23 protein-coding genes are annotated in these 23,939 nt (G+C 36.1%); 4 read left to right on the plus strand and 19 right to left on the minus strand.

Going from position 1 to position 23,939, the window contains the following annotated elements:
* Position 1 precedes the first annotated feature (1 nt).
* Genes ACXAGJ_RS13530 through mraZ form a run of 3 tightly spaced genes read right to left on the minus strand, consistent with a single transcriptional unit; the run spans position 2 to position 1,751 of the window.
* The gene (locus tag ACXAGJ_RS13530) at positions 2-301 is read right to left on the minus strand and encodes an FtsL-like putative cell division protein (protein ID WP_342039423.1); all 300 of its coding nucleotides are present in this window, start codon (positions 299-301) and stop codon (positions 2-4) included.
* Between the two features lie 24 nt (positions 302-325).
* The gene (gene rsmH, locus ACXAGJ_RS13535) at positions 326-1,231 is read right to left on the minus strand and encodes a 16S rRNA (cytosine(1402)-N(4))-methyltransferase RsmH (protein ID WP_474840825.1); all 906 of its coding nucleotides are present in this window, start codon (positions 1,229-1,231) and stop codon (positions 326-328) included.
* Positions 1,232-1,286: 55 nt separating this feature from the next.
* Positions 1,287-1,751: a division/cell wall cluster transcriptional repressor MraZ gene (mraZ, locus tag ACXAGJ_RS13540; RefSeq protein WP_474840699.1), complete on the minus strand. Its 465-nt coding sequence runs from the start codon at positions 1,749-1,751 to the stop codon at positions 1,287-1,289.
* A 302-nt stretch (positions 1,752-2,053) separates the two neighbouring features.
* Here mraZ and ACXAGJ_RS13545 point away from each other — a divergent pair, with 302 nt between their 5' ends.
* Positions 2,054-2,824, plus strand: coding sequence for an alpha/beta fold hydrolase (locus ACXAGJ_RS13545; protein ID WP_474840701.1), 771 nt, complete (start codon positions 2,054-2,056; stop codon positions 2,822-2,824).
* Positions 2,825-2,840: 16 nt separating this feature from the next.
* Positions 2,841-3,449, plus strand: a complete 609-nt coding sequence (gene yihA / locus ACXAGJ_RS13550) for a ribosome biogenesis GTP-binding protein YihA/YsxC (protein ID WP_474840703.1) — start codon at positions 2,841-2,843, stop codon at positions 3,447-3,449.
* Here yihA and ACXAGJ_RS13555 read toward each other — a convergent pair.
* The 3 genes from ACXAGJ_RS13555 to gldB are packed head-to-tail and all read right to left on the minus strand — an operon-like array spanning position 3,433 to position 5,152.
* Positions 3,433-3,801, minus strand: coding sequence for a GTPase (locus ACXAGJ_RS13555; protein ID WP_474840705.1), 369 nt, complete (start codon positions 3,799-3,801; stop codon positions 3,433-3,435). The genes yihA and ACXAGJ_RS13555 overlap by 17 nt on opposite strands.
* 44 nt (positions 3,802-3,845) lie before the next feature.
* Positions 3,846-4,184, minus strand: coding sequence for a gliding motility protein GldC (gene gldC / locus ACXAGJ_RS13560; RefSeq protein WP_073315463.1), 339 nt, complete (start codon positions 4,182-4,184; stop codon positions 3,846-3,848).
* Complete coding sequence (gene gldB, locus ACXAGJ_RS13565; RefSeq protein WP_474840707.1) at positions 4,184-5,152, minus strand: gliding motility lipoprotein GldB; 969 nt, start codon at positions 5,150-5,152, stop codon at positions 4,184-4,186. Before gldB ends, gldC begins: the two co-directional genes overlap by 1 nt.
* 198 nt (positions 5,153-5,350) lie before the next feature.
* Here gldB and nadE point away from each other — a divergent pair, with 198 nt between their 5' ends.
* Positions 5,351-6,139, plus strand: coding sequence for an NAD(+) synthase (nadE, locus tag ACXAGJ_RS13570; protein ID WP_474840709.1), 789 nt, complete (start codon positions 5,351-5,353; stop codon positions 6,137-6,139).
* 141 nt (positions 6,140-6,280) lie between these two features.
* A complete protein-coding gene (locus ACXAGJ_RS13575) occupies positions 6,281-6,913 on the plus strand; it encodes a response regulator (protein ID WP_073315465.1) in 633 nt (210 codons plus the stop codon).
* On the opposite strand, the gene dnaG is transcribed toward ACXAGJ_RS13575, so the two are convergent.
* From dnaG to ACXAGJ_RS13640, 13 genes are all read right to left on the minus strand, one after another.
* Positions 6,910-8,874: a DNA primase gene (gene dnaG, locus ACXAGJ_RS13580; protein ID WP_474840712.1), complete on the minus strand. Its 1,965-nt coding sequence runs from the start codon at positions 8,872-8,874 to the stop codon at positions 6,910-6,912. The genes ACXAGJ_RS13575 and dnaG overlap by 4 nt on opposite strands.
* 127 nt (positions 8,875-9,001) lie before the next feature.
* On the minus strand, positions 9,002-12,259 hold the full coding sequence (locus ACXAGJ_RS13585; protein ID WP_474840714.1) for a fibronectin type III domain-containing protein: 3,258 nt from the start codon (positions 12,257-12,259) through the stop codon (positions 9,002-9,004).
* A gap of 531 nt (positions 12,260-12,790) precedes the next feature.
* Positions 12,791-13,861, minus strand: coding sequence for a coiled-coil domain-containing protein (locus tag ACXAGJ_RS13590; RefSeq protein WP_474840716.1), 1,071 nt, complete (start codon positions 13,859-13,861; stop codon positions 12,791-12,793).
* 74 nt (positions 13,862-13,935) lie between these two features.
* Positions 13,936-14,772 carry a hypothetical protein gene (locus ACXAGJ_RS13595; RefSeq protein ID WP_474840718.1) on the minus strand — a complete coding sequence of 279 codons (837 nt, stop codon included), beginning with the start codon at positions 14,770-14,772 and terminating at the stop codon, positions 13,936-13,938.
* A complete protein-coding gene (locus ACXAGJ_RS13600) occupies positions 14,753-15,322 on the minus strand; it encodes an RNA polymerase sigma factor (protein WP_474840720.1) in 570 nt (189 codons plus the stop codon). Before ACXAGJ_RS13600 ends, ACXAGJ_RS13595 begins: the two co-directional genes overlap by 20 nt.
* 157 nt (positions 15,323-15,479) lie before the next feature.
* The gene (locus tag ACXAGJ_RS13605) at positions 15,480-16,457 is read right to left on the minus strand and encodes a polyprenyl synthetase family protein (RefSeq protein ID WP_474840722.1); all 978 of its coding nucleotides are present in this window, start codon (positions 16,455-16,457) and stop codon (positions 15,480-15,482) included.
* 89 nt (positions 16,458-16,546) lie between these two features.
* A complete protein-coding gene (gene rlmN / locus ACXAGJ_RS13610; protein WP_473285552.1) occupies positions 16,547-17,587 on the minus strand; it encodes a dual-specificity RNA methyltransferase RlmN in 1,041 nt (346 codons plus the stop codon).
* Positions 17,588-17,695: 108 nt separating this feature from the next.
* On the minus strand, positions 17,696-18,631 hold the full coding sequence (locus tag ACXAGJ_RS13615) for a chalcone isomerase family protein (protein ID WP_474840724.1): 936 nt from the start codon (positions 18,629-18,631) through the stop codon (positions 17,696-17,698).
* Between the two features lie 291 nt (positions 18,632-18,922).
* Positions 18,923-19,972 (minus strand): tRNA preQ1(34) S-adenosylmethionine ribosyltransferase-isomerase QueA, encoded by a 1,050-nt coding sequence (gene queA, locus ACXAGJ_RS13620; protein ID WP_073315474.1) that lies wholly within the window; start codon positions 19,970-19,972, stop codon positions 18,923-18,925.
* A gap of 111 nt (positions 19,973-20,083) precedes the next feature.
* Entirely contained in the window at positions 20,084-21,304 is a 1,221-nt protein-coding gene (locus ACXAGJ_RS13625; protein ID WP_474840725.1) for a 3-phosphoshikimate 1-carboxyvinyltransferase, read from the minus strand.
* Positions 21,304-21,561, minus strand: coding sequence for a hypothetical protein (locus tag ACXAGJ_RS13630; RefSeq protein WP_474840726.1), 258 nt, complete (start codon positions 21,559-21,561; stop codon positions 21,304-21,306). Before ACXAGJ_RS13630 ends, ACXAGJ_RS13625 begins: the two co-directional genes overlap by 1 nt.
* Positions 21,561-21,887 carry a nucleotide pyrophosphohydrolase gene (locus ACXAGJ_RS13635; protein WP_073315477.1) on the minus strand — a complete coding sequence of 109 codons (327 nt, stop codon included), beginning with the start codon at positions 21,885-21,887 and terminating at the stop codon, positions 21,561-21,563. Before ACXAGJ_RS13635 ends, ACXAGJ_RS13630 begins: the two co-directional genes overlap by 1 nt.
* Positions 21,888-21,889: 2 nt before the next feature.
* Positions 21,890-23,929, minus strand: coding sequence for a DUF3857 domain-containing protein (locus ACXAGJ_RS13640; RefSeq protein ID WP_474840727.1), 2,040 nt, complete (start codon positions 23,927-23,929; stop codon positions 21,890-21,892).
* Between the last annotated feature and the right edge of the window lie 10 nt (positions 23,930-23,939).

The following is a 23,939-nucleotide window of genomic DNA, read 5'->3' on the forward strand; positions in this document are numbered from 1 at the left end:
TCTAGTTTTTTACAATTATCTTCCTTGGTGGACTTGTTGGTCTTTTCAACCCTTTTCGTGTCATTTTTTTTATGATTGAAGACTCCATCTTCAATCGCATCAATTCTGTTTTGCCGTCGACAAATTGTGTTCTCAATTCTCTTACTTCATTATTCAATTTTGCAATTTCATGTACTTTACTTTCTGCATTGTGTGAGCTAGCGATCATGACAATCGCCAACAAGGAAAGAAACAGCAGCATACGCCAATTCTTCATCGCATCGTCTGCGATCAAAAACTTTCCTTTTAATATGTCATACATGGTTTGTCTCACAATCCTACTCGCTTAAATTCTTTTTGCTATTCTTAGTTTAGCACTTCGTGCTCTGTTATTTTCTTTAATTTCTTCTTCTGAAGGTATGATCAACCCACCTACTTTCTTAAATGGAACTGACACATTACCATACAAATCCTTTTCTGGCTCCCCTTCAAACATTCCGTTTCGGATAAATCGTTTTACCAATCTATCCTCGAGTGAGTGATAGGAGATTAAACTGATTCTTCCTCCTTCATCCAAAAGCTCTGTAGTTTGTTCCAAAAACTCCTTCAATACCTCGATCTCCTCATTCACTTCAATACGAATCGCCTGATAAATCTGCGCCAATATTTTATTCTCTTTATGTCTTGGCAAAAGTGGTTTCAATACCTCTTTTAGCATCAAACTCGTTTTTATCTTTTCACTAGACCTGGCACTAACTATTATCCTGGCTAGTTTTGGCGCATTTCTTAACTCTCCGTATTGCAAGAAGACTCTTCTCAAATCCACCTCCTCATACTCATTAATCACATGATAAGCCGATACCTCTTTCTTCTGATTCATCCTCATATCCAAATCCCCTTCAAAGCGTGTTGAAAAACCTCTTTCTGCGACATCAAACTGATGAGAAGAAACCCCGAAATCTCCCAAAATACCATCTACCTTTCTCACTCCATAGAATCTCAAGAATCGCTTGATAAACCGAAAGTTTTCATTGATCAGTGTAAATCTTTCATCCTTAATATCATTCTCTAAGGCATCTGGATCTTGATCAAATGCGAACAACTTTCCATTTTCTCCAAGTCTTTTCAAAATCTCTTTGGAGTGCCCTCCTCCGCCAAAAGTCACATCTACATATATTCCATCTGGTTTGATATCGAGACCATCGACAGTTTCTTTCAGTAAAACAGGGTTATGATATTCTGTTTGTTCCATTTCTTCCACAACTATTCTTAAAGCACTTAATCCTTTAAAGTTCTTCACTCGACCTTTAGTCTTCCATATCATCATCAAAGCCCATCACCTCTTCTGCCAAGTCTGCAAAATCATCTGCACTATCATCAATTGCCTTTTCATATTTCTCTTTATCCCAAATCTCAATGATATTAACCGCCGAAGACAACACCAGCTCTTTGGTGATCTCGGCAAAATTGATCAGATCTTTGGGTATCAGCAATCGACCAGCACTATCTATTTCGACTACTTTTACTCCTGCAGTAAACCTCCTGATAAAGTCATTATTTTTTTTCTTGAAGCGATTCAGCTTATTGATTTTTTGCATCAAAAGATTCCATTCTTCCATGGGATACAACTCCAAACACGGCTGAAACACAGATCTTTTCAAAACAAAACCCTCTTGCAACACAGGCGAAAGCTGCTTCTTGAAAGCAACAGGCATCATAAGACGTCCCTTAGCGTCTGCCTTACATTCGTATGTGCCGATTAGGTTTACCACTTCAATCCCCTTAAACGTTTAATTATTCAAATATATTGAAAAATTTACCACTTTTTACCACATTTTACCACATTGTTGATAAGTTATTCTTTAAAACAGGGAATTCGGAAAGCCAAAAACTTTAATTTTTTGTTTATCAGGACACTAACAAAAAGTCAAGTAAATCTTGTATTCCTCATGCATGAGACTCAAATAATGCATGAAAAAAAGAATTGTAAAAATTCATTCTGTAGTATTGATAAAAAATCTCCAAACTAATTATGAAAATGCTATATTTGCTTTAATTCTTGTAAGAAGTATTAATGAAGAACGAATTAAAAAAAGACGGAAAATTTAGTTATCTGGATTTAGGAGAGGGCACGCCAATAATCATTTTGCACGGCTTGATGGGAGGGCTAAGCAACTTTGAAGGTGTTGGTTCTTATTTCCCAAAAGAAGGATACAAAGTCTTAATTCCGGAACTTCCTGTTTACACCTTATCATTGATAAAAACCAAGGTAAGCACCTATGCCAAATACCTTAAGGACTTTATTGATCATCTTGGATATGGCGACAAAGAAGTTATTCTTTTAGGTAATTCGCTTGGTGGTCATATCGCACTTCTATGCACCAAAATGTATCCTGAAAAAGTAAAGGCGTTAGTTATTACTGGAAGCTCTGGTCTTTATGAGAGCGCCATGGGTGAAAGCTACCCGAAACGAGGTGATTATGAATACATTAAAGCTAAAGCCGAAAATGTGTTTTACGATCCTGCCATAGCCACCAAAGAAATTGTTGACGAGGTATATGCCACAGTTAACGATCGAAATAAACTGATCCGAACTTTGGCTATAGCCAAAAGTGCAATTCGCCACAACATGGCAAAAGACTTACCTAACATGCACACTCCCACGTGTATTATCTGGGGTAAAAATGACAATGTAACTCCTCCAGAAGTTGCCGATGATTTTAATCGTTTATTACCTGATTCTGATCTCTATTGGATTGATAAATGTGGGCACGCAGCAATGATGGAGCATCCAGATGAATTTAACCGATTACTTCACGATTGGTTAAAAGAACGAAAATTCTAATTCTAACCCTACAACCATGAAGATTAGCAGCGCTGAATTTGTGATAAGTAACAGCGATGTCGCTAAATGCCCAAAAGAAAAACTCCCTGAGTACGCATTTATCGGCAGATCGAACGTTGGAAAATCTTCTTTGATCAACATGTTGACCAACCGAAAAAGTTTAGCAAAAACTTCAGGAAGACCTGGTAAAACACAGTTGATCAATCATTTTATCATTAACAAAACTTGGTTTTTGGTAGATTTACCTGGGTATGGTTATGCCCGCGTATCCAAATCAGCCAAAAAAGTCTTTCAGAAATTCATTACCGCGTATTTCTCAAAAAGAACCCAATTGGTTAGCGCTTTTGTTTTGGTGGACTGTCGTCATGAACCTCAAAAAATAGATTTGGAATTCATGCAGTGGTTGGGAGAAAATCAGATCCCCTTTTCTATCATCTTCACTAAGGCCGATAAACTATCAAAAAACAAGCTCCCTGTACAGATCAACAACTATATCCAGACCATGCTGCAATACTGGGAAGAAATGCCCAATTACTTCATTACTTCATCATCTTCAGGAATGGGTAAAGATGAAGTACTCAATTACATCGAAGATATCAACAATCAACTTAAGAATTCACGGTAATCATATAGCCTTGTAGCACTTCAACAAGTTCTTCTACCGAGCTAAATTGTTTTAAGCGTTGTGCATCCAAAACCACTTCTAGCTGTTCTTTGTGATCACTATCAAGTATTATAGGAAATTCAAATTCCTGACCATATTGTTTCAAAAACTCATCCTTATACATAAAGACAAACTGAAAATCAGTGCTGTTTTTGAAGGCAGCCCACACTTTTCTTTCTGAAAAATTACCATGCGTAAGCGCACAGAGCTCACAATTATAGGTAGCTGGGCTGATGATCTTATGTGCAATATCGAGAGATTTGCTCCACAAATCAGACTGCGCATTATAAACAAAAAGTAATGTCTTATTCAATGTTTTTATCGTATTAGTCTGACTAACCAGAAAAACATTTCGAACTACTGTTGTTTCAGCTCTAATTTTTCTGCAAAGTAATCACAAAAGTCTTTCATGGTTGCTGCCATTTTCTCGTCTTGTGTAGCTCTGAAAAAAGTATCACTCATAGACACTAGAGTTTGATGAAAAAACACTTTCATCTCGTCTACTGGCATATCTTTGGTCCATAAATCTATTCTAAGGCTTTCTTGGTTTGCACTATCCCAAACCGACAGCAATACCGCCTTTGTTTCTTCATTTTCTACTCCCCCATCCTTAGCTGTCCAATGCAACTTTTCTGGAATACGATTCTCGTCTAATTCTACATCTATCTTTATTTCTGAAGTATGTGCGCTCGTCATTATCGTGCTGGTTTATATTTTGAATTGTTAAAAATTGTTTCGGCATCTGCCAATAATAATTGGCGCAAAGATACGCTGTTATTTTTCATATATGAAGTAACAATTTGCCATCCTATAAATTGACCTACCTTGTCTGGTGCTTCTTTATCAATTTCTTCTAAATAAAACTTGGAAAAAGGCCCTGGATACAAAAATCGCGGCATTAAACTACTATCGGTACTATATAATAATTGTTTGTCTATAAAAAATCGCCAAATAGGTTCTTCGTTATCCTGAACCCAATTAAATTGCTCTTTGGTATACCCTAATTTTACCGCATCATCGGTTTCTGGAAGGAAAAGGTTTTTGAGATACAATTCTTTCCCAAAAGAAATTATATTGGCCAAAAACGTTCTTTCACGTATGGGGCCTACCTGATTTTTAGCATATGCTCCTGCAACATCAGATATGATTTGTTCACGGATGAAGTTTCTTTTCAGATATTTTTGGATCGCCTCATAGAAATGATGATCAGCACCAAGATAGGTATCTAACGAAATAATCAATAAATCTTTGGAAATGACTACTTTATTTCTATAATCGACATCAGAGGTTATCGTAACAACTCTAGGCACACTGATTTCGGGAAAATAGAACTTAATATGTTGAAACAAGGAATGCAGTTCATCTATCTCTGCAGTAAGATCTGGAAACGCTTTTTCTACTTCTCGATTCACTTCTTGCTGAATCGTATCTTTTGCTTTTTTTAACCAAATACTATCCGCATACTTTGCCGAAAATAAGAATGGAAAATCTCTTTTCAGATCTGATAAATTTTCCTCATTTACATCTGCAAACAAACGATCAAAACGTTCTACCGTAATTTTAACTGGTATCTTTTCAATTTCTTTTTCGATCTTACTTTCTTTACCACAAGAGAATAAAACACAAAATACGAGGGCACATTTTAAAAATTTTAAACTTTTCATAACCGAATTCAGAGAACTTTTCAAATAATTTCCATTCCTGTAGAACGCCATCTTTTTTTATTAATTTTATGATCGCAAAGGTAATATATCGATTTACAATCTATACATTATAGTTTATCCCTATTTTAACCTTTTTGCACTCTAATTTATTAACACGAATTTTCTTTATTAATTACATTTCAAATAAAAGACTAAGATATGCAAACAGAAAAAGTAATTGATCACATTACAAATTGGCTAAAAGAATATGCTAACAATGCTAATATTACAGGATTTGTTGTTGGTGTTAGTGGAGGTATTGATAGTGCCGTTACTTCTTCTCTATGCGCAAGAACTGGTTTGAAAACCCTATGCGTCGAAATGCCAATACACCAGGCGCAAAGTCAGGTAACCAGAGCTCAGGAACATATTACTCAATTAAAAGAAAGATTTCCGAATGTATCCGATGCAAGAGTTGATCTAACTCCAGTATTTGAAGAACTAAAATCTGTAGTCCCTGAGGTTGAGCCCAGCGCACAGCTTGATTTGTCTCTCGCCAACACCAGAGCACGTCTACGAATGACCACACTGTATTATTTTGCAGGTTTGCACAAATATCTGGTAGCGGGAACCGGTAATAAAGTAGAAGATTTTGGAGTTGGTTTTTACACAAAGTATGGGGATGGAGGCGTTGACCTTGGTCCAATTGCCGATTTATTAAAAAGTGAAGTATACCAAATAGGAAAAGCACTTGGAGTACCTGAATCGATACAGGTTGCAGCACCCACTGATGGGTTATTTGGGGACAGCCGCAGTGATGAAGATCAAATTGGAGCCTCTTATGATGAATTGGAATGGGCGATGAAAATGAAAGATAAAGGAAAGAAAACAGAAGATTTTGACGGAAGGGAACAAGAAGTATTTAAGATTTTTACTCGATTAAATACCGTAAATCAGCATAAAATGAATCCCATACCTGTCTGTAAAATACCCGTTAATCTATTATAATCAACACTTTGTCGATAAATGGATAAAAAAAAGTTTACGAGGGCTAGTTCTTAGTAATTTTGCAGTAAGATTAAGAATTACCCCTAGCCTGAGAATGTTAAACTCTTAAAATTAAAATAACATTAACAATCGTAAACAAGAATGACAACCGTACTAATCGCTGATCATCACCCAATTACTAGGAAGGGGATCGTTTCTTTATTTCGCAATTCGGAAGATTATGAGATCATTGGCAAAGTGAGCAATGGAAACGAAATGTATGATGTGTTGAAGTCCAATACCCCAGATGTACTTATTATGGAGCTGGACCTTCCGCAGATCAACGGAATTATGGCCTTAAGAACCATCAAAAAAGAATTTACAGGAATAAAAGTAATTATTTTTAGCTCACATCCGGAAGAAATGTATGCCTTGAGTGCCATTAAAGCAGGCGCCTCTGCATATCTCTCTAAAACCGTTCCGACCAAGACGTTAAAAAAGGCTATCGAGCGTGTTGCCAGAGGAGGAATTTATCTTAATGATAATTTAACCCAGCAACTTGCCAATGGTAACGCCAATGAAAACAACATGGTTGTGAAATATAAAAAACTTTCCTCGAGAGAAATTGAAGTCCTGAATCTTTTATCATCAGGTAAGAGAAATAAGGATATTGCCACAACACTATCTATCAACGAAAAAACTGTAAGCACGTACAAAACGCGGCTACTAAAAAAGTTGAAAGTAGATAATCTTGCTGATTTAATTCATCAGTCGAGACTGTTACATATAAGTTAAATCACCCTGTTTAATTTATCAGATAATATTTTTCTAAGATAAAGGTAATCACTGATATCCGAAAGGATATCATGGTTACCTTCGTTGTTTTCCGGACTATTCAAGGACTCTTTTAGTTCCTCTATTTTCTTGCCTACCAAATGGCCTCTAAGATTGAGAATAATGTCGTTTACATATTGAGAAACAGAGTGCTTTTTGAGCTTTACATGTATCTCCTTATCATGCCATCGATCAATTTTATACTTCTCTTCATTCATTAATATCTCGGTAATTTCTGAAGCAATTTCTGGTGAAACTGTATTTACAAAAACATCTACCTTAAATTCTTCGGTTTGATGTAGTTGATTAATAATGGCTCCATAGATCTCTTGAAAATTATCATGAGCAAATTCTATTTCATCTTCCTGAAGATCTAGGTATATCTTTTCAAAAACTTTGGCGGTATGTACTTCTGGCTCCATCACGAGCTCTCCATCTTCATTCTCCTTGAGCATCATATCTTCAAATTCTTCCTCTTGCGCCCCATATAGCAATAACACTCCGATAATGCTTCTTTCTAACAAATGTTGCCTATCTACTTTTTGAGGTTTCTCGGTAGCAGGTTTTACTACCTCCATCGATTTTTGAGATTGCTTTTGTTGTTTCCGCTGGTCTTTGATATCCACATTACGGATCTGAGCTAAGGTATCAAAAAGCACCTCTTCAGAAATATCCATAATACGCGAACACTCTCTTACATATATTTCACGCTTAATTACGTCAGGAATCTTAGAAATACTAGTCACCATATCCCGAATCAACTCCGCCTTCTTTATAGGATCGTCTTTGGATTCCTGTTGCAATAAAGAAGCCTTAAAACTGATAAAATCCTGAGCATTTTCTTCAAGGTAGGCCGTAAGCTCTTCTAAGGTGTTTTGTTTTGCAAAACTATCAGGATCTTCACCTTCTGGGAAACTACAAACTTTTACATTCATCCCCTGCTCCAAAATCAAATCAATCCCACGAATAGATGCCCTCATACCGGCCGCATCGCTATCAAATAAAACGGTAATATTTTTGGTAAGCCGATTAATCAATCGAATCTGATCGGTAGTTAAGGCTGTCCCCGAAGAAGACACTACATTTTTGATCCCAGTCTGGTAAAACTGTATCACATCGGTATATCCTTCTACCAAATAACAATTATCTTCTTTGGCAATCGTCTGTTTGGCATGAGAAATACCATACAAAATCTTACTCTTATGATAGATATCACTTTCTGGAGAATTGAGATATTTTGCCGCCTTCTTTTCATTAGACAAAATTCTCCCACCAAAACCCAGAACTCTACCCGACATAGATTGGATAGGAAACATGACACGTCCTTTAAAACGGTCAAATTGTTTCTCTTCTTTTACAATGGTCAATCCTGTTTTTTCAAGATAATCCAGGTTATACCCTTTTCTAATAGCCTCTGCGGTAAATGCATCCCATGAGTTTGGAGAATACCCCAGGCTAAACTTTTTTATGGTATCCTCAGTAAAACCTCTCTCTTTGAAATACGTAAGCCCTATTGCCTTACCTTCCTCTGTTTTGTGCAATGAATTTTGAAAGAATGTATTGGCAAATTCGCTTACCAAAAACATACTTTCTCGCTCATCAGCTTGTTGTTTTTGTTCATCGGTCTGCTCGGTCTCTTCTACTTCAATATTATACTTTTTGGCTAAATATTTAATAGCTTCGGGGTAAGTAAAATGCTCATGCTCCATCAAAAAAGCCACGACATTCCCTCCCTTTCCACTCGAAAAATCTTTCCAGATTTGTTTTACTGGCGAAACCATAAAGGAAGGCGTTTTTTCTTCACTAAAAGGGCTGAGCCCTTTAAAATTACTCCCAGCCTTTTTTAATTGAACAAAATCTCCAATTACCTCCTCTACACGAGCAGCTTCAAATACAGCATCTACAGTGGTTTTATGGATCATGAAAGGGTCTCCTTTTTGTGTCAACAAAAATAATATAATTCTTGAGACACCATTTAGATCCATACTAAAATAAAAAAACCTGGCAGTCGAAACTACCAGGTTTTTAAGTTGGTTAATTATTCTAAAATTACTCTATAGTGAATTTTCTTGTTTTCATAACCTCAGGACCAGTGATTCTTGCGAAATATGTTCCTGCAGGGAAAGCACTTACATTAATTTGTGCTTCTTTACCTTGATATACTCTTTGTCCAAACATTGAGAAGATCTCAACATTTTCTAAAGGTATTTTACCTACTGAGATATTCAAGATACTTTTTGTTGGCACTGGGAATACTGTAAATACCTCATCACCTGCATCAGATAATGGATATGTGTCTACAGATCTTGCTCCACCTTCTACACAGAATGTAGTCGCTTCAGAACTAGTAAACTCTCCTCCGGTAACAATTGTACCTGCACTGCTTGATAATGCATAAGAACCGCTACCAAATCCACAGCAGATTCCATCACCGAAAGAATCAAAGATTGTAAACGTATAATCTCCATCTGCCAATCCACTGATCGTTTCAGTTACTGTAGAACCATCAGGATTTGCAGTAGAATAGCTTTCTGATGCTACAACAGCACCACTAGAGTCTGTAACCTCCCAAGATGTTTCTTGTGGGAAATTATCGAAAGTAATGCTCAATGTTAAGTCTCCAGATACACAACCGCTACCAGATCCACCATCAGTAATAAGTGAAATATCGTCAATCGCAGCATCCGCTCTCCAGGTTGTTCCTGTTAAACGGTTGAATCGTAATTGAACTCCTGTACCTAAATATGCAGCAAGATCTACTGTAGCTGTCTGCCAAGAGTTACCTTGGTTTCCGCTTCTACTCCAGATACTTGTCCAAGTTGCACCTTCGTCATTACTAGCTTCAAGATCTAATGAACCGAATCCGTTAGCTCCAAACATATGGTACTTGAAAGAGAATGTAGCCTCTGTAGCTGGTCCTAGATCAATACATGGAGATGTAATGATCGCACGTTTGTTAGGATATCCGATTCCGTTTCCAGAAGCTTCAACGTATAAGTAGAATGAACCTTCTACTGCGCTAGCTGGCCCTGTGTTTCTAGATGGAGTCCCATTTGCGTCTCTTATCCAGTCAAGGTCATCTCCGCTATCCTGAGTCCATGCTCCTATACCAGTTTCAAATCCTTCTCCATAAGGAGTACTAACCCCATTTAAACACCCTGTAGCTTCTGGTGTAGTCACACGAAGTGGACTACTTACGTCAGATTCATTACCAGCTGCATCTCTAGCCAATACTGTAAATTCGTATGTTGTTTGCGGAGTTAATCCTGAAACGGTAGCTGTTGTTCCAGCCACTGTAGCTACTACTACTCCGTCTTGTAAAACATCATATTCTGTAACTCCAACATTATCTGTAGAAGCATCCCAGCTTAGTGTAACCTGATTTGCAGCCAAATTAGAAGACGTTAAGTTAGCTGGTATAGAAGGAGCCTCTACATCTGGGTCTGCGGTTGTTACTGTTAATGTAGCACTTGCAGGTGATTCGTTTCCAGCTGCATCTTTTGCAATTACAAAGAAATCATAAGATGTACTTGCAGTTAATCCAGAAACATCAAAGTTTGTAGTTGCAGAAGAACCGATTACAGCTCCATCTTGATATACATCATAAGCAGTAACTCCAATGTTATCAGTAGAAGCATCCCAACTTAAAGTAAGTGAAGATTCGGTTACTGAAGAAGCTGCTAAATTAGCAGGAGCAGTTGGTGCCTCTGTATCTGGAGTATCAGGCTCTATTTTGAATGCTACTACGTGACTTCTTCTTACGTTTGGCGCTGGCCCTTTCATATACTCACTGATATGCCAGAACGTTAAGTCATCTGTTGGATCAATAGTAATTTGACCATAATCTCCGTAACGACCATCACCTCTGTTGTTTTGAGCATCTCCATCTGCAGAAACTTGCTCTGCAGCTGTCATTGTTCCTAATGGATCACTAGCCAATCTACCTGTAAATCTCAAAGAAGTAAATACAGTGCTACTTACAACAGTATATGCTAATCCTATATTTCCTTGAGCATCTTGTGCGATACTTCCACAAAAAGCACTAAGACCATCTGGCTGTACATATGTTCCTTCCTGGAAAATAGTCCAAGGTTGACCATCACCAGTTTGTCTTAATTCGTACCAACGGATACCAGCCAAACTATCAGTACCATCTAAATCCACCACAAAGTTTAATACGATAGAGTTGTGCGTACCAAAACGTCTGTAGTTCGTCATATACATCATAGTTGCCTGTAATGCATCAATATCTGGTCCATTACCTGGCTCGTCTAAGTTCTGAAATGATCCACCGTCAAATACACTATCAAATGGTGTAGTTGTAATCTCTTGTGGCTGCGAAATTGTAGAACTTGCAGGGTTTGTCCAATCTACATTAGTTGTCCATACTTTGATATGGTCTTGAGAGATTCCAGTCCAGCTATCATCCTGTAAGTATAAAATAGAATGTCCTACACCTACTGGAGGTAAATTAGGTCCTGTAGAGTGAGATCCACCTGGGCTATAGAATCCATTAGTTGCCGCTCCTGGAAGAGGGAAACCAATTAATCCTGCACTAGCGTCTCCTACTAACATTTTATCTCTTTCTACCGCAAATACTACATCATTACCACTTGGGTTATTCTGATCCTTGTTTGCTGTGATATAGTATCCATCACTCCAGATTGATAATTTTTCATAATCTGGGAATGATCCTGTATTAAATCTGTAAGTAAACCAACCGTCATTTACAGGGTCTGGTCCTTGCCCTACAGCAATCAGAATTCCATTTGGAGTATTACTAAATTGCATGATAATAAAGCGATCTGCATAATTATCATATACTACGATAGGGTCTCCCAGCGTTTCTCCCGGAAAGATAGTTCCTAATGAAGCTTCTGGAACAAGCACATTACCCGCTCTATCCAAAATACCAAAACCAGAGTTGAATGCATATACATAATGGTTTGGCCCAATGGCACCAGTTGCATCATTCAGTACAGTTCCGATATGAGCATCAAAAGATGCCAAAGGAGAAGTGGTAGCCATCTTTGTGGCATTTTTTTGCTTGGCTACAAGAGGGTCGATACCACCTGCAGGTTGAAATCCTTTACCAGGTACAAAAGTATTACTACCTCTTCTCTTAGGAGGTGCTTTATGTTCCATACCAGCCGCTGAAATTACGTTATCCATTTCTGCGATAGCAGGAATACTTCTTACGTAGGCCGCTTTACCAACAGAACTGGCTTTCATCGGGGCTCCTTTTTGAGCAAATAGCCCAAAACTACATAAAGTAAATAGTGTTACATAAAAGAGTTTTGTTTTCATGTGTGTGAAATTTGATTAATTGTTTGTGTGAATTATAATTAGTATAAAATGATTTAAATGAGTGCAATTTTGAAGATTTGTTTTTAGGTTGAATAAAAGATAAAACTCGTTTATAATTATCGTGAAGAATTACTTCAATTATGACATTGTTAAATATAGAATAATTCACCTAGAAACAAAAAAATAAGATGTCATAAAATACTTACAATCAAATAATTGTGCTAAAACCGTACTCTTAATGAGGCTTTATTTCCAAATTTACATATATAACAGATTGATATATATTAGTATATTATTTAACAAATTACTTTTCGCAAACACAAACTAATTTAACAAATCCTTGGGAGACCCAGAATTGACAATATGTAAGAAAAATACTGCTAGCAAAAAAAGAAAAGAGTGGCCTCAAAAAAACCACTCTTTCCCCGTGAGAACATTTGCTAATGTCTAATAACTATTTTAAAAATATTTTAAAGATTTGATTTCACTCGTTTCTAACTACTAAGATAGTTCATCGATAATATTAATCGATTAAAGGTCAAATCGCAATCCAAGAGATACATTATTTTGCTCAATTTCAGCGTTTCTGAAAACTGGAGAGATATCATATTTCAAATAAAAAGACATATCTCCAAAACCTAAATACGAACTTACTCCATAAATTAAATCACTGGTATTATAATCTCTTTTAATCTTGTCTTTTACCTTATCGCCATTTTCTTTGAATTTCAGTTTTTGACGTGTACTTATATTTGCTCCTACATATCCTCCAATTCCGATTCTAAATTTTCGAGCGGTATAATATCTAATACTTTTTTCGGTCTCTTTCACCCTCGAAGGACCAAATTCAAAGTGCACAGGCACCACAATATTATCCATTCTAAACTTGGACTTATCTAGCTCTACTGGAAACTCTTCCAAATTGGTTTGATTACCATTTTCTACAAAATATCGGTTTCCTGTAGGTTTTAAACCATTTGACACATAAGAGATTCCATATTTGAATCTTAGGAAATTAGTATTCTTAAATACTCTTGTCTTCCAGGCCCAACCCAACTCAAAAAATCGGCTTCCAGCAATCCTATAGTCAAGATCATCTAAAGACTGGTCCTCTGCAATAGCATTATTTAATCCAAAAGCTACTACCAGATCAGATGTGGTTCTTCGGTCATATTTTATTTCTTTCTCCTTTACATTTTTAAGCTGAATCCCAAACAAAATATCTCCATCTTCCAAATCTTTGGCTCCCAATCCAATTTCTAGTTTTTCGGTATCCGTCCCAAGGAATTCGTCTCCATTTCTCTCCAAAAGTGCAATTCGATTATCCAAAATAGCCAATCCGTTTTCAATATTTAAGGCATGAACTTTGGCCGCTTCTTCTTTTAATTTTTGTGCTTCTACTTTGGTAATTTCGTTATTCTCTAATCGTTTATTTATCGACTCTACCTCTTCTTTAAGCGCCTCTTTTTCTGCAATGATAATTTGCTCTTTTTGCTGTTTTAATCTTCCGATTTTTGTATTGTCTATGATTTCTTGTGCTCCCAAAAACTGGGCAATACATGTCATGGCTACGATTGTAGCTATAGTAACTAATGTCTTCATTTAAATTGATTTTGATATTCTGCACAATCCCTTTGTACCAAGGGATTATGCAGAACTTGATTGATGAATGATTCTTAATTTTCCCGCTCTGCTACAGCAGTTCTTACTTTCTTAAAACCAGTTTTAAGCGCTTCAAAAACTCGTTGTTTAAAAGTTTCATCGATTTCTTCTTCTACATCTTGCAGAAGTGCCGATGCACTAACTGTATTAGATTTTAATACTCTTTGTGATGTTATTTCTCGTTGTGCGTTACGCAATAGCTGGTTGATTTCCTCTTCGGTAACCTCATTTTGACCTTTTTGTAACTCATCTACCTGTGCTAATACGTCTGCTATTTTTTCTTCTATCACATTGGCATCTACAGATAAAACCTCTTTTTCATTTAAAGTCTCTGCTATAGCTTCTTTAGTATCAAATTGTTTGTTTAAATCGGCTCGATCAACTTTTTCAAAAGTGTCTTTTATTTTAGCACCATTATTTTTGGTAGTTTCTGCGACTTTATTATCGGTAGTAAGATCTTGTTTCTTTACTGAGATTACTTCAGACTTTTTCTTTTCTATGGCTACGGTTTCGTCCTTCCTCTCTTCTATCGGAATAATCTCTTTCTTCTCTTGCTCATCTAGTGTGATTTCTGTTTGGTTTTTTTTCAAAATCTCATCACTTCTATCTACTATTTCTATCCTATTCGGTTCTTCAGAAAGACCTTTGTTTTTCCATACGGCTGTTATCACTAATACTCCTACAAAAACAGCTGCTATACTGTACCATAAGATTTTGTTATCTTTTTTTCTTTTCTTGGCATCTTGTACATCCAGTTGAGACGCTAACTTCTCCCAAGAATTTACTGTAGGTTCTATAGCGCGTTCTTCGAGCTTCTCTCTTATGTTATCTTCAAATTTCAATGGCGCCATTACTTAATTTATTTTGTTGGTTCACTCTGTGCTGTAGCATTTTTCTTGCTTTAAATAATTGCGATTTCGATGTGTTTTCTGAAATCTCCAACATTTTTGCAATCTCGCTATGTTTGTACCCTTCTACAGCATACAATACAAACACCATTCTATATCCTTCTGGAAGACCATCAATTAACTCCTGAATTTGCTCTACTTCTAATTCTGTATTGATATTATTCCAGGACTCTTCTTTATAATTTGGCATTTCTTCGGTAAAGAAAATTTTCTTTTCTTTTCTTAAAAATGAAATCGATTCGTTGACCATAATTCTTCGTACCCAACCTTCAAAACTTCCTTCAAACTTAAATTTATTCAGGTTTAAGAATACCTTCAAAAAACCATTGAGCATGACATCCTCTGCAAACTGGATATCTTTAATATATCTCCTACATACACTAAGCATTTTTGGCGCATACTTGGTGTATAGCTGATGCTGAGCATCCCGCTGCTGATTGGCGGCTTTTTTGATAAGTTGCGTTTCGCTTTTATAAAATTGAATTACTTTCAACGTAAAGAGTGATTAATTTGATCTTCTATTAGCATAGACGTCAAAGAAAATAAAATGGTTGCCTATGTCATTATTTTTTTTGCTAAATCACAAAAAAAAATGCCTAAAACCTTTGTAAACCAGTGATTAAAAGGTAAGTAAATTTTTAAAAAATATTTTATTTTTTTCGGTCAATTACGTAATTCACCATTAGCTCTAGTGAAGATCTGTAATCAGAATTTGGATATTCTGACAAAATGGACAAGGCTTGATCCTTAAAATCGTTCATGATTTTAATTGCGTATTCCAAGCCTCCACTTTCTTTTACGAAAGCGATTACCTCTTTTACTCGCTTTTTGTCTTTGTTGTGATTTTTTACAGAGTTAATCAGCCATTTTCTTTTATCCTTGCTGCAATTGTTGAGCGTATAAATCAATGGCAAGGTCATTTTTTGTTCTTTGATATCAATCCCAGTAGGCTTTCCGATAGCTGTATCACCATAATCAAAAAGATCATCTTTTATTTGAAATGCCATTCCTATAAGCTCTCCAAATTTTCTCATCTTTTCGACATCCTCAGTTTCTGGTGCGACCGAACAAGCTCCCAGGCCACAACAAGCGGCAATCAATGTTGCTGTTTTCTGACGGATAATCTCGTAGTAAATCTCTTCCGTGATATCTAGTTTTCTTGCTTTTTCTATCTGTAGTAATTCTCCTTCACTCATCTCCCGTACAGCTACCGAAATAATTCGAAGTAAGTCAAAATCTCCATAATCAATGGACAACAATAGTCCTTTGGACAACAAATAATCACCTACCAAAACCGCAATTTTGTTCTTCCATAGCGCATTAATCGAGAAAAAGCCACGTCTGCGATTCGAATCATCCACCACATCATCATGTACTAAAGTAGCAGTATGAATTAATTCTATTACCGAAGCGCCTCGATAAGTTCTTTCGTTTACCTCTCCTCCAGAAACCAGTTTGGCAACCAAAAACACAAACATAGGTCGCATCTGTTTTCCTTTACGGTTTACGATGTAATGTGTAATACGATTAAGGAGCGCCACCTTTGAAGACATTGAATCTGAAAACTTTTTCTCGAAAAGTTCCATTTCATCAATAATAGGTAGCTTTATTTGCTCAACAACTTTCAACAGGAGGTATTATAATTCTACTAATAATTTGCTACGAAGATAGTATAATTTGTTTTTTGATAAACCCTAATAGTGTTAATAAAGAAAAATCAAGATTTGTTAGCCAATTGACCGCAAGCTGCATCGATATCTTTTCCTCTACTTCGACGAACATTTACTACAATCCCTTTACTTTCTAATGCAGAAATATATTGATCTATTGCGGCCGATGATGCCTGCTGAAATTCGCCATCATCAATAGGGTTATATTCTATTAAATTTACCTTGCAGGGTACGTAAGAGCAAAACCTAATTAATGCATCAATATCTTTTTTCTTGTCATTAATTCCTTTCCAAACTACATACTCGTAGGTAATTCTACTTTTTGTTTTGGCATACCAGTATTCTAATGCTTCTTTAAGGTCTGTGAGTGGAAAGGTCTCATTAAAAGGCATGATCGCCGTTCTTACATCATCTAAAGCCGAATGCAGAGAAACTGCCAACCTAAACTTCACCTCATCATCTGCCATTTTTTTGATCATCTTTGGCACTCCAGAGGTAGACAAGGTAATTCGCCTGGGAGACATTCCTAATCCCTCTGGTGATGTAATTTTATCGATCGCTTTAAGCACATTATTATAGTTCATCAGAGGCTCACCCATTCCCATAAATACAATATTAGATAACGGACGATTGTAGTACAATTTGCTTTCCTTATCAATGGCTACCACTTGATCATAAATCTCATCGGGGTTAAGGTTACGCATTCTTTTTAAACGTGCTGTTGCACAGAACTTACAATCCAGACTACACCCTACTTGAGAAGAAACACAAGCTGTAGTTCTTGTTGGAGTCGGAATAAGTACAGATTCTACAATCAAACCATCATGCAATCTTACTGCATTTTTTATAGTACCATCTGCACTGCGTTGCATTTGATCTACTCGAATATGATTGATCACAAAGTTCTCCTCCAACATAAGCCGTGTTGCTTTGGAGATATTGGTCATATCATCAAAACTATGAGCTCCTTTGTTCCAAAGCCATTCATATACCTGATTCCCACGAAAAGCTTTGTCTCCGTGCTCCTCAAAAAAAGATCGCAATTGGTCTTTTGTATATGCTCGTATGTCTTTTTTCTTTACTGCCATATCTTGCAAAAGTAAAAGATATTGTGCTACCGACACAAATATTATTGACAACAAAAAACCCTCAGTACAGTGCTGAGGGCTTCATTGTTTTCTCTATTTCTCGAGGAATTATTTCTTAGACTCCTTTATTCTTCTCCATTCATGTACTCCTCCGCCACCTTTGTACTTTACATAAAGTACGTCGCGCTTCTCTTCTTCTGTCCAAATTTGACAGTCGGCTTTTTCTCCAGTCCATACGTTGGTATAAGTACCTCCTTCATATTTATCACCACTAAAACGTAGGTTCTTAAGGATAGTCATTCCTTCTATCTTTTTGTTTTTGTCTTCTCCGGTACATTTGAAACAAACATCATCTCTTTCAGACTCTCTCATCATTTTTTCGATAGTACCAAAAACTTTACCGTCGATGATATATACCTGAACCATACTTAAAGCAACTCCAGATTCTTTATCGATCATTCTCCATTTCCCTAATACAGGGTTTGGTTTATAGGCAGCCAATAGATTTTCCTTCAAATCATAATCTACAGGATTTTCACCTAACCAAATTTTAAACAATGCAGTTTTGAACTCCATATTGGTCATCGTACCTAAAATGGTTCTATTTCTGAAAACAGTTAATTTCCCACCTTTGGTATGTAATATTTTGATGATATCAAATTTCTTAACATCATTGGGAAGAAGTCCAATAAATTTGCGAATTTGATCTTCTAGTTTGAAACTATTTCCGTTTGTAGCTACTTCAATTCCACCTCTAATTAATTTTTCAAGGCCTTTTTGATTCATAGAAGATAACACTTTGATCGTAACCGCCATTTCTTTATCCTTTTCGGCTACTTTTACTCCATCTTCTGGTCCTTCTACTTCGAAGTCAAGATATAATCCTATTGCATATAATTTTTCTCGTTCTCCGGCGCCATTAAGCATCAATTCCGTTTCTCCGAATTTATCGGTATCATTAAAACGAACTACACCGACTTTTGTTTGGGCCAAAGAGCATACAACAGTAAAAAATGTAAGGCAACACAATACTTTTTTCATCATTATCTATTTAGGTTTTGTTCAAGGTTTTTTAACAGGAAAACAAAAAACGGTCCAATTCTATAAAAAGTACCCCGATATTCTGTATTCAATATGTTATTTTCGACAAAAAACACAAATCATCGATAAAATGCAATATGTCATTACGGTAAAACCGTAAATTTTTGTCGCCGCGAAAATAACACTTTTTTTTTCATAAAAACCACTTTAACACCTTAATTTTTAAGAATATAACAAAAAACCCTGCTCAAAATATCGTTAAACAGGGTTTTCCTCAATGCTTTTCTATTTTGATTACAAGATTAACATTGCATCTCCATAGGAATAAAACTTATATTTTTCTTTTACCGCTTCTTCATATGCCTCTTTTACAAAATCATGTCCTGCAAATGCAGAAACCATCATTAACAATGTAGATTTTGGTGTATGAAAATTGGTAATCATACTATTTGCGATACTGAAGTCATATGGTGGGAAGATAAACTTATTCGTCCATCCTCTAAATTCATTAAGTGTTTTCTCTGAAGAAACCGAACTCTCTAAAGCTCTCATTACCGTAGTTCCTACTGCACATATTCTTTGCTTATTAGCAATACCTGAATTGATCACATTGGTTGCCTGAGCAGTAATAAATGCTTCTTCGCTATCCATTTTATGTTTTGATAGATCTTCTACCTCTACCGGATTAAATGTACCTAAACCAACGTGTAACGTTATTTCTGCAAAATCTACTCCTTTTATCTCTAAACGTTTCATCAAATGTTTAGAAAAGTGAAGTCCGGCTGTAGGAGCTGCTACAGCACCTTCATTTTTTGCGTAAATGGTTTGGTAACGTGTCTCATCCTCTGGTTCAGTATCTCTTTTGATGTATTTAGGAAGTGGTGTTTCTCCTAAATCTGTTAGTTTCTGTCTGAACTCATCGTAAGAACCGTCATACAAAAAACGTAACGTACGTCCTCTAGAAGTTGTATTATCAATCACCTCTGCTACTAGACTCTCGTCATCTCCAAAATAAAGTTTGTTTCCGATACGAATTTTTCTTGCTGGATCAACCAATACATCCCAAAGGCGAGTTTCAGAATTTAATTCTCGTAGTAAGAACACTTCAATTCTAGCTCCTGTTTTTTCTTTATTTCCATACAGTCTGGCAGGAAAAACTTTGGTGTTATTCACGACCATTACATCATTAGGCTCGAAATAATCTATAAGATCTTTGAACTGTTTATGTTCGATGGTTTGATCCTTTCTATTAAGAACCATAAGACGAGCTTCGTCTCTATTCTCTGCTGGATATTCGGCCAACAACTCCTGTGGAAGGTTAAAATTGAAATGCGATAACTTCATTAGATTTATTTTTTGAAGATGCAAATATACAATCTCGTGACAGGGGTTGTCAAGTAAAATGACATATATTTTAACTCTTCTGCCGTAAGCGCTTTAGAACCGCAATAAATACTACCCTAGTGCAAAACCTAACTTCTCGAGATCTCTCCAAAAATCTGGATATGATTTGGATACTACATCGGCATCTTCTATCGATAACGAAGTTCTAAGTGCTAGTGGAGCAAATGCCATTGCCATTCTGTGATCATGGTATGTTCCTATTAGCACGTCTTCTTCCATACGATTAGAAGCTGCCAATCGCAGACTGTCTTCTGTTATCTCAACCTCACCTCCTAATTTCTCTATTTCGGTTTTCAAAGCTTCCAACCGATCCGTTTCTTTGATTTTCAAGGTGTGTAGACCAGTTAAATGACAAGATATCCCTAATCCAAAACAAGTTACTGCGATGGTTTGCGCTATATCTGGCGAATTGGACAGGTCCAAACCATGAAGTGCTTGATAATTGGTGGTATTATTTTTTTTAAGTGTTACCGTATGATCGCCAAAAACCGTTTCTACTCCTAGATTCTTGTAAATAGTGGCTAAAGAAGAATCACCTTGGTAGCTTTTCTTCTTATAACTTCCTAAAGTGATTTCTGCATTTTGAGACAGCGCAACAATACTATAAAAATAAGACGCAGAACTCCAATCTGACTCTACGACAATAGTATTGTCGATATCGTTTTTATTTTCTGGTATGGTTATTACATTATCTTTAAAAGTACCTTTAATTCCAACGTCTTCAAGCAAACTAAGCGTCATATTGATATATGGCACCGAGGTCACCTTACCTTTTAAAACTATCTCTAATCCGTTAGGTAATGAGGATGCCATTAACATCAAAGCAGAAATGTATTGACTGCTTACATTAGCCTGTAACTCTACTTTATTCGCATCCGGCTTTGTTCCTAGTATATTAATTGGAGGGTACCCTTCTTCTTTTTCATATTTGATATCACATCCCAATTGTTGAAGGGCATCTACCAAAATCTTTATAGGTCTTTCCTGCATTCTTTTACTTCCGGTAAGCGTAGTTTTCCTACCCTCTTTCAAAGCAAAATAAGCTGTTAAGAAACGCATCGCTGTCCCTGCATGATGGATGTCTACGGTTTCGTCTGTACTAGCCAAAGCTCTTTGCATAAGTACAGAATCATCACTATTCGATACGTTTTCAATCTTTATATTGGGATATAACGCTTGTAAAATAAGAAGTCTATTGGTTTCACTTTTTGACCCCGTTATCTGTAAAACACCACTTTTTATAGCCGATACTTGCTGTAATTTCAAATTCATTATTGTCGATTTGATTTGCGTTTTCTAAATTCTAAATAATATCCAAAGATCATCCCATAGGTTAAGCCTCCAACCAAGCGAGAAAATACATAACGTATCCATCTACCATCTGCGACTCGTTCTTCGACAAAAGCGCTAAAAGCCAACCCCTTAAAATGCATAAAATGCTCGATAATGCTAAAAATAATGACAAAACCAAGTCCAATAAAACCAACGGTAGCCCAATATTTCTTTGAAGATATTATAGAGAAAAACATTATTTTAATTTTTCATTATTATGATGGCGATCGTGATCTCTTTTTGTTTTGAGATCCAACTTTTTATCAAAAGCATCCTGCAGATCCACTCCTGTTTGATTGGCAAGACAAAGTACTACAAAAAGCACATCTGCCAACTCTTCTCCCAGATCCTTATTTTTATCACTTTCTTTCTCACTTTGTTCTCCATAGCGTCGAGCAATAATTCTTGCTACTTCACCTACTTCTTCAGTAAGTTGAGCCATATTGGTGAGCTCATTAAAATAACGTACTCCATGGTTTTTAATCCAATCATCTACGGCTTGCTGTGCATTTTGAATATTCATACTTATATTTTTTTAAGAACCACCTGATCGCTCTCTTTTTCAATGATTTTGTTATAAAACTCTTTGATCGAAGGATAATATTCTGGTAATATCAGCGCCGAATTAATGGTTTCGTTAACTGAAATTTGAATCATTCCATTTACGATTTTAGCATTAAACGAAAATGACCCTAAATCATCAGGTAGTTTAAATCCTCCTGACTCAGGTAACTCAGCTATCTCGTATCCTTCAGGTATCTTAACATTTACCATATACACATCTGAAAAACCATATCCAAAATCTACTGGATATCTTCGATCATCAGATTTGAATATATTCTCTTTGTTACGCAAAAATAATAAAGGTGAGAAGAACATTTCATTATCTATGACCTCTATTTGATCTTCGACTACAAATTCGAATCGCTCATTAACCGGTTTCCCCAATTGATTAGCCCCTTTCACCTCATAATTTATCAATTCATCTATTTCGTATTTTTTAAGAATTCTTTTTTCCTGAGACTTCTGATCATAAATTCCGAATCGGTCACGAAAATTATGGGCTAAGTAATCCAAATGATACATATTAGATTTTCCTTTAACCATTCCATTAGCATCAATTTCGTACTGCAAGCTACTTCGGTTTAATGAGGGTTTTCCTGGTCTGAGGTTTAAACGTTGTGATTTTCCATTTTCTGCTATAATTCTAGCGGTCCCCTGTATTACCCGATTTGGAAGCACATTAGGCTCCCCATATTTATCTGTAGCGTCCAGGTAAATGCTATTACCATTAGGCAACTTAACTCTGGTGATCACATAATCAAATCCACCAAGGGTAGGAAACAGAGAAGTTACTTTTTGATTAGAGGTAACCAAGACTGGATTAGCTTTTACTCCTGCATGATTTAGCATTGAAGTAAGCATCAGGTTAATATCTGCCACATTACCCGTTCCTTCTTTATATGCTTTTCTCACACCAGATTGTACTGTTGCCCGATAATTGCCGTTCCAATTCATTTTTTGTTTTACAAAACCAAAGATCAATCCCGCCTTTTTTATAGGATCACTAATCCCTCCAACTAATTGATCAATATCTTCTTTGTAGTAATTTGTTTTATTTAGCTCCCCACCAAAATCTGCTCTGGAATACATTTTCTTGATAATTTCCTCCCAGGTCGTTGCATAGTTTTCTATAGAGGTTCCAAACTTGGTAAACTGAAGTTCGTACACCAAAGAAGAAATGTAATTATTGATATTACCTGAATAGGCTTCCGTTTTGAATGCCGGAACATCTGTAGACGAAATAGAGTTTACAATAATTTTGTAGTCTATTGGCGTAGGTTTATCCTTAGGTCGATTTGATCCATAAGATCTTGATTCTACATCAAAAAATTTAGCCCGGTTTGGAGTATAAATGAAACTTCCATCAGCATTTGATTCTTTCAAATCTATAGGCAAATAACCTGTAGTGAATTTTTTAAAATTAAAATACTCGGGCATTTTTATGTTTACATCTAATTTTTTGATCGGAATTTGATCCTGAAGTACAATTCTATCGATATTATAAACAAATGGCGAAATGATCTTATACTTATATTCTATTACTGAATTATCCTTAAGGTCTGGCATTGTAAATTTGATCTGATCATAATTTTCAGAATACTCATTCTCGAAAATCCCATCTTTTTGCAGTTTCGTTTTGATCACCTTACCTCCATCAAGAGAATAGGTATAGCCTTTTAAATCGCTCATTCTCTCTTCTGCTCTTTCATTCTTATACAATAAAAAATCATCCGAAGCATAATCAAATCCATTCTTGTTATATAGTTTTACCCGACGATGCACTTCAGTTATTAAAAGAAACCATCGTACGGTAGGATTATATTCGTAGTATACTTCTTTTTTATCATACAGAATCACCGCATTTGCAGTACTATCTGCTTCATAAGACTGTTCTTCCAATTCTGCTTTGGACACCTTTCCAAACTTATATTCTTGTCCGGAAGAGATATGAAAGGATAGTATACATATTCCTGTTAACAGCAGTTTATTTATAGGATTCATAATTATTTGA

The sequence above is a fragment of the Aquimarina sp. AWH4_224 genome (genome assembly GCF_056160245.1).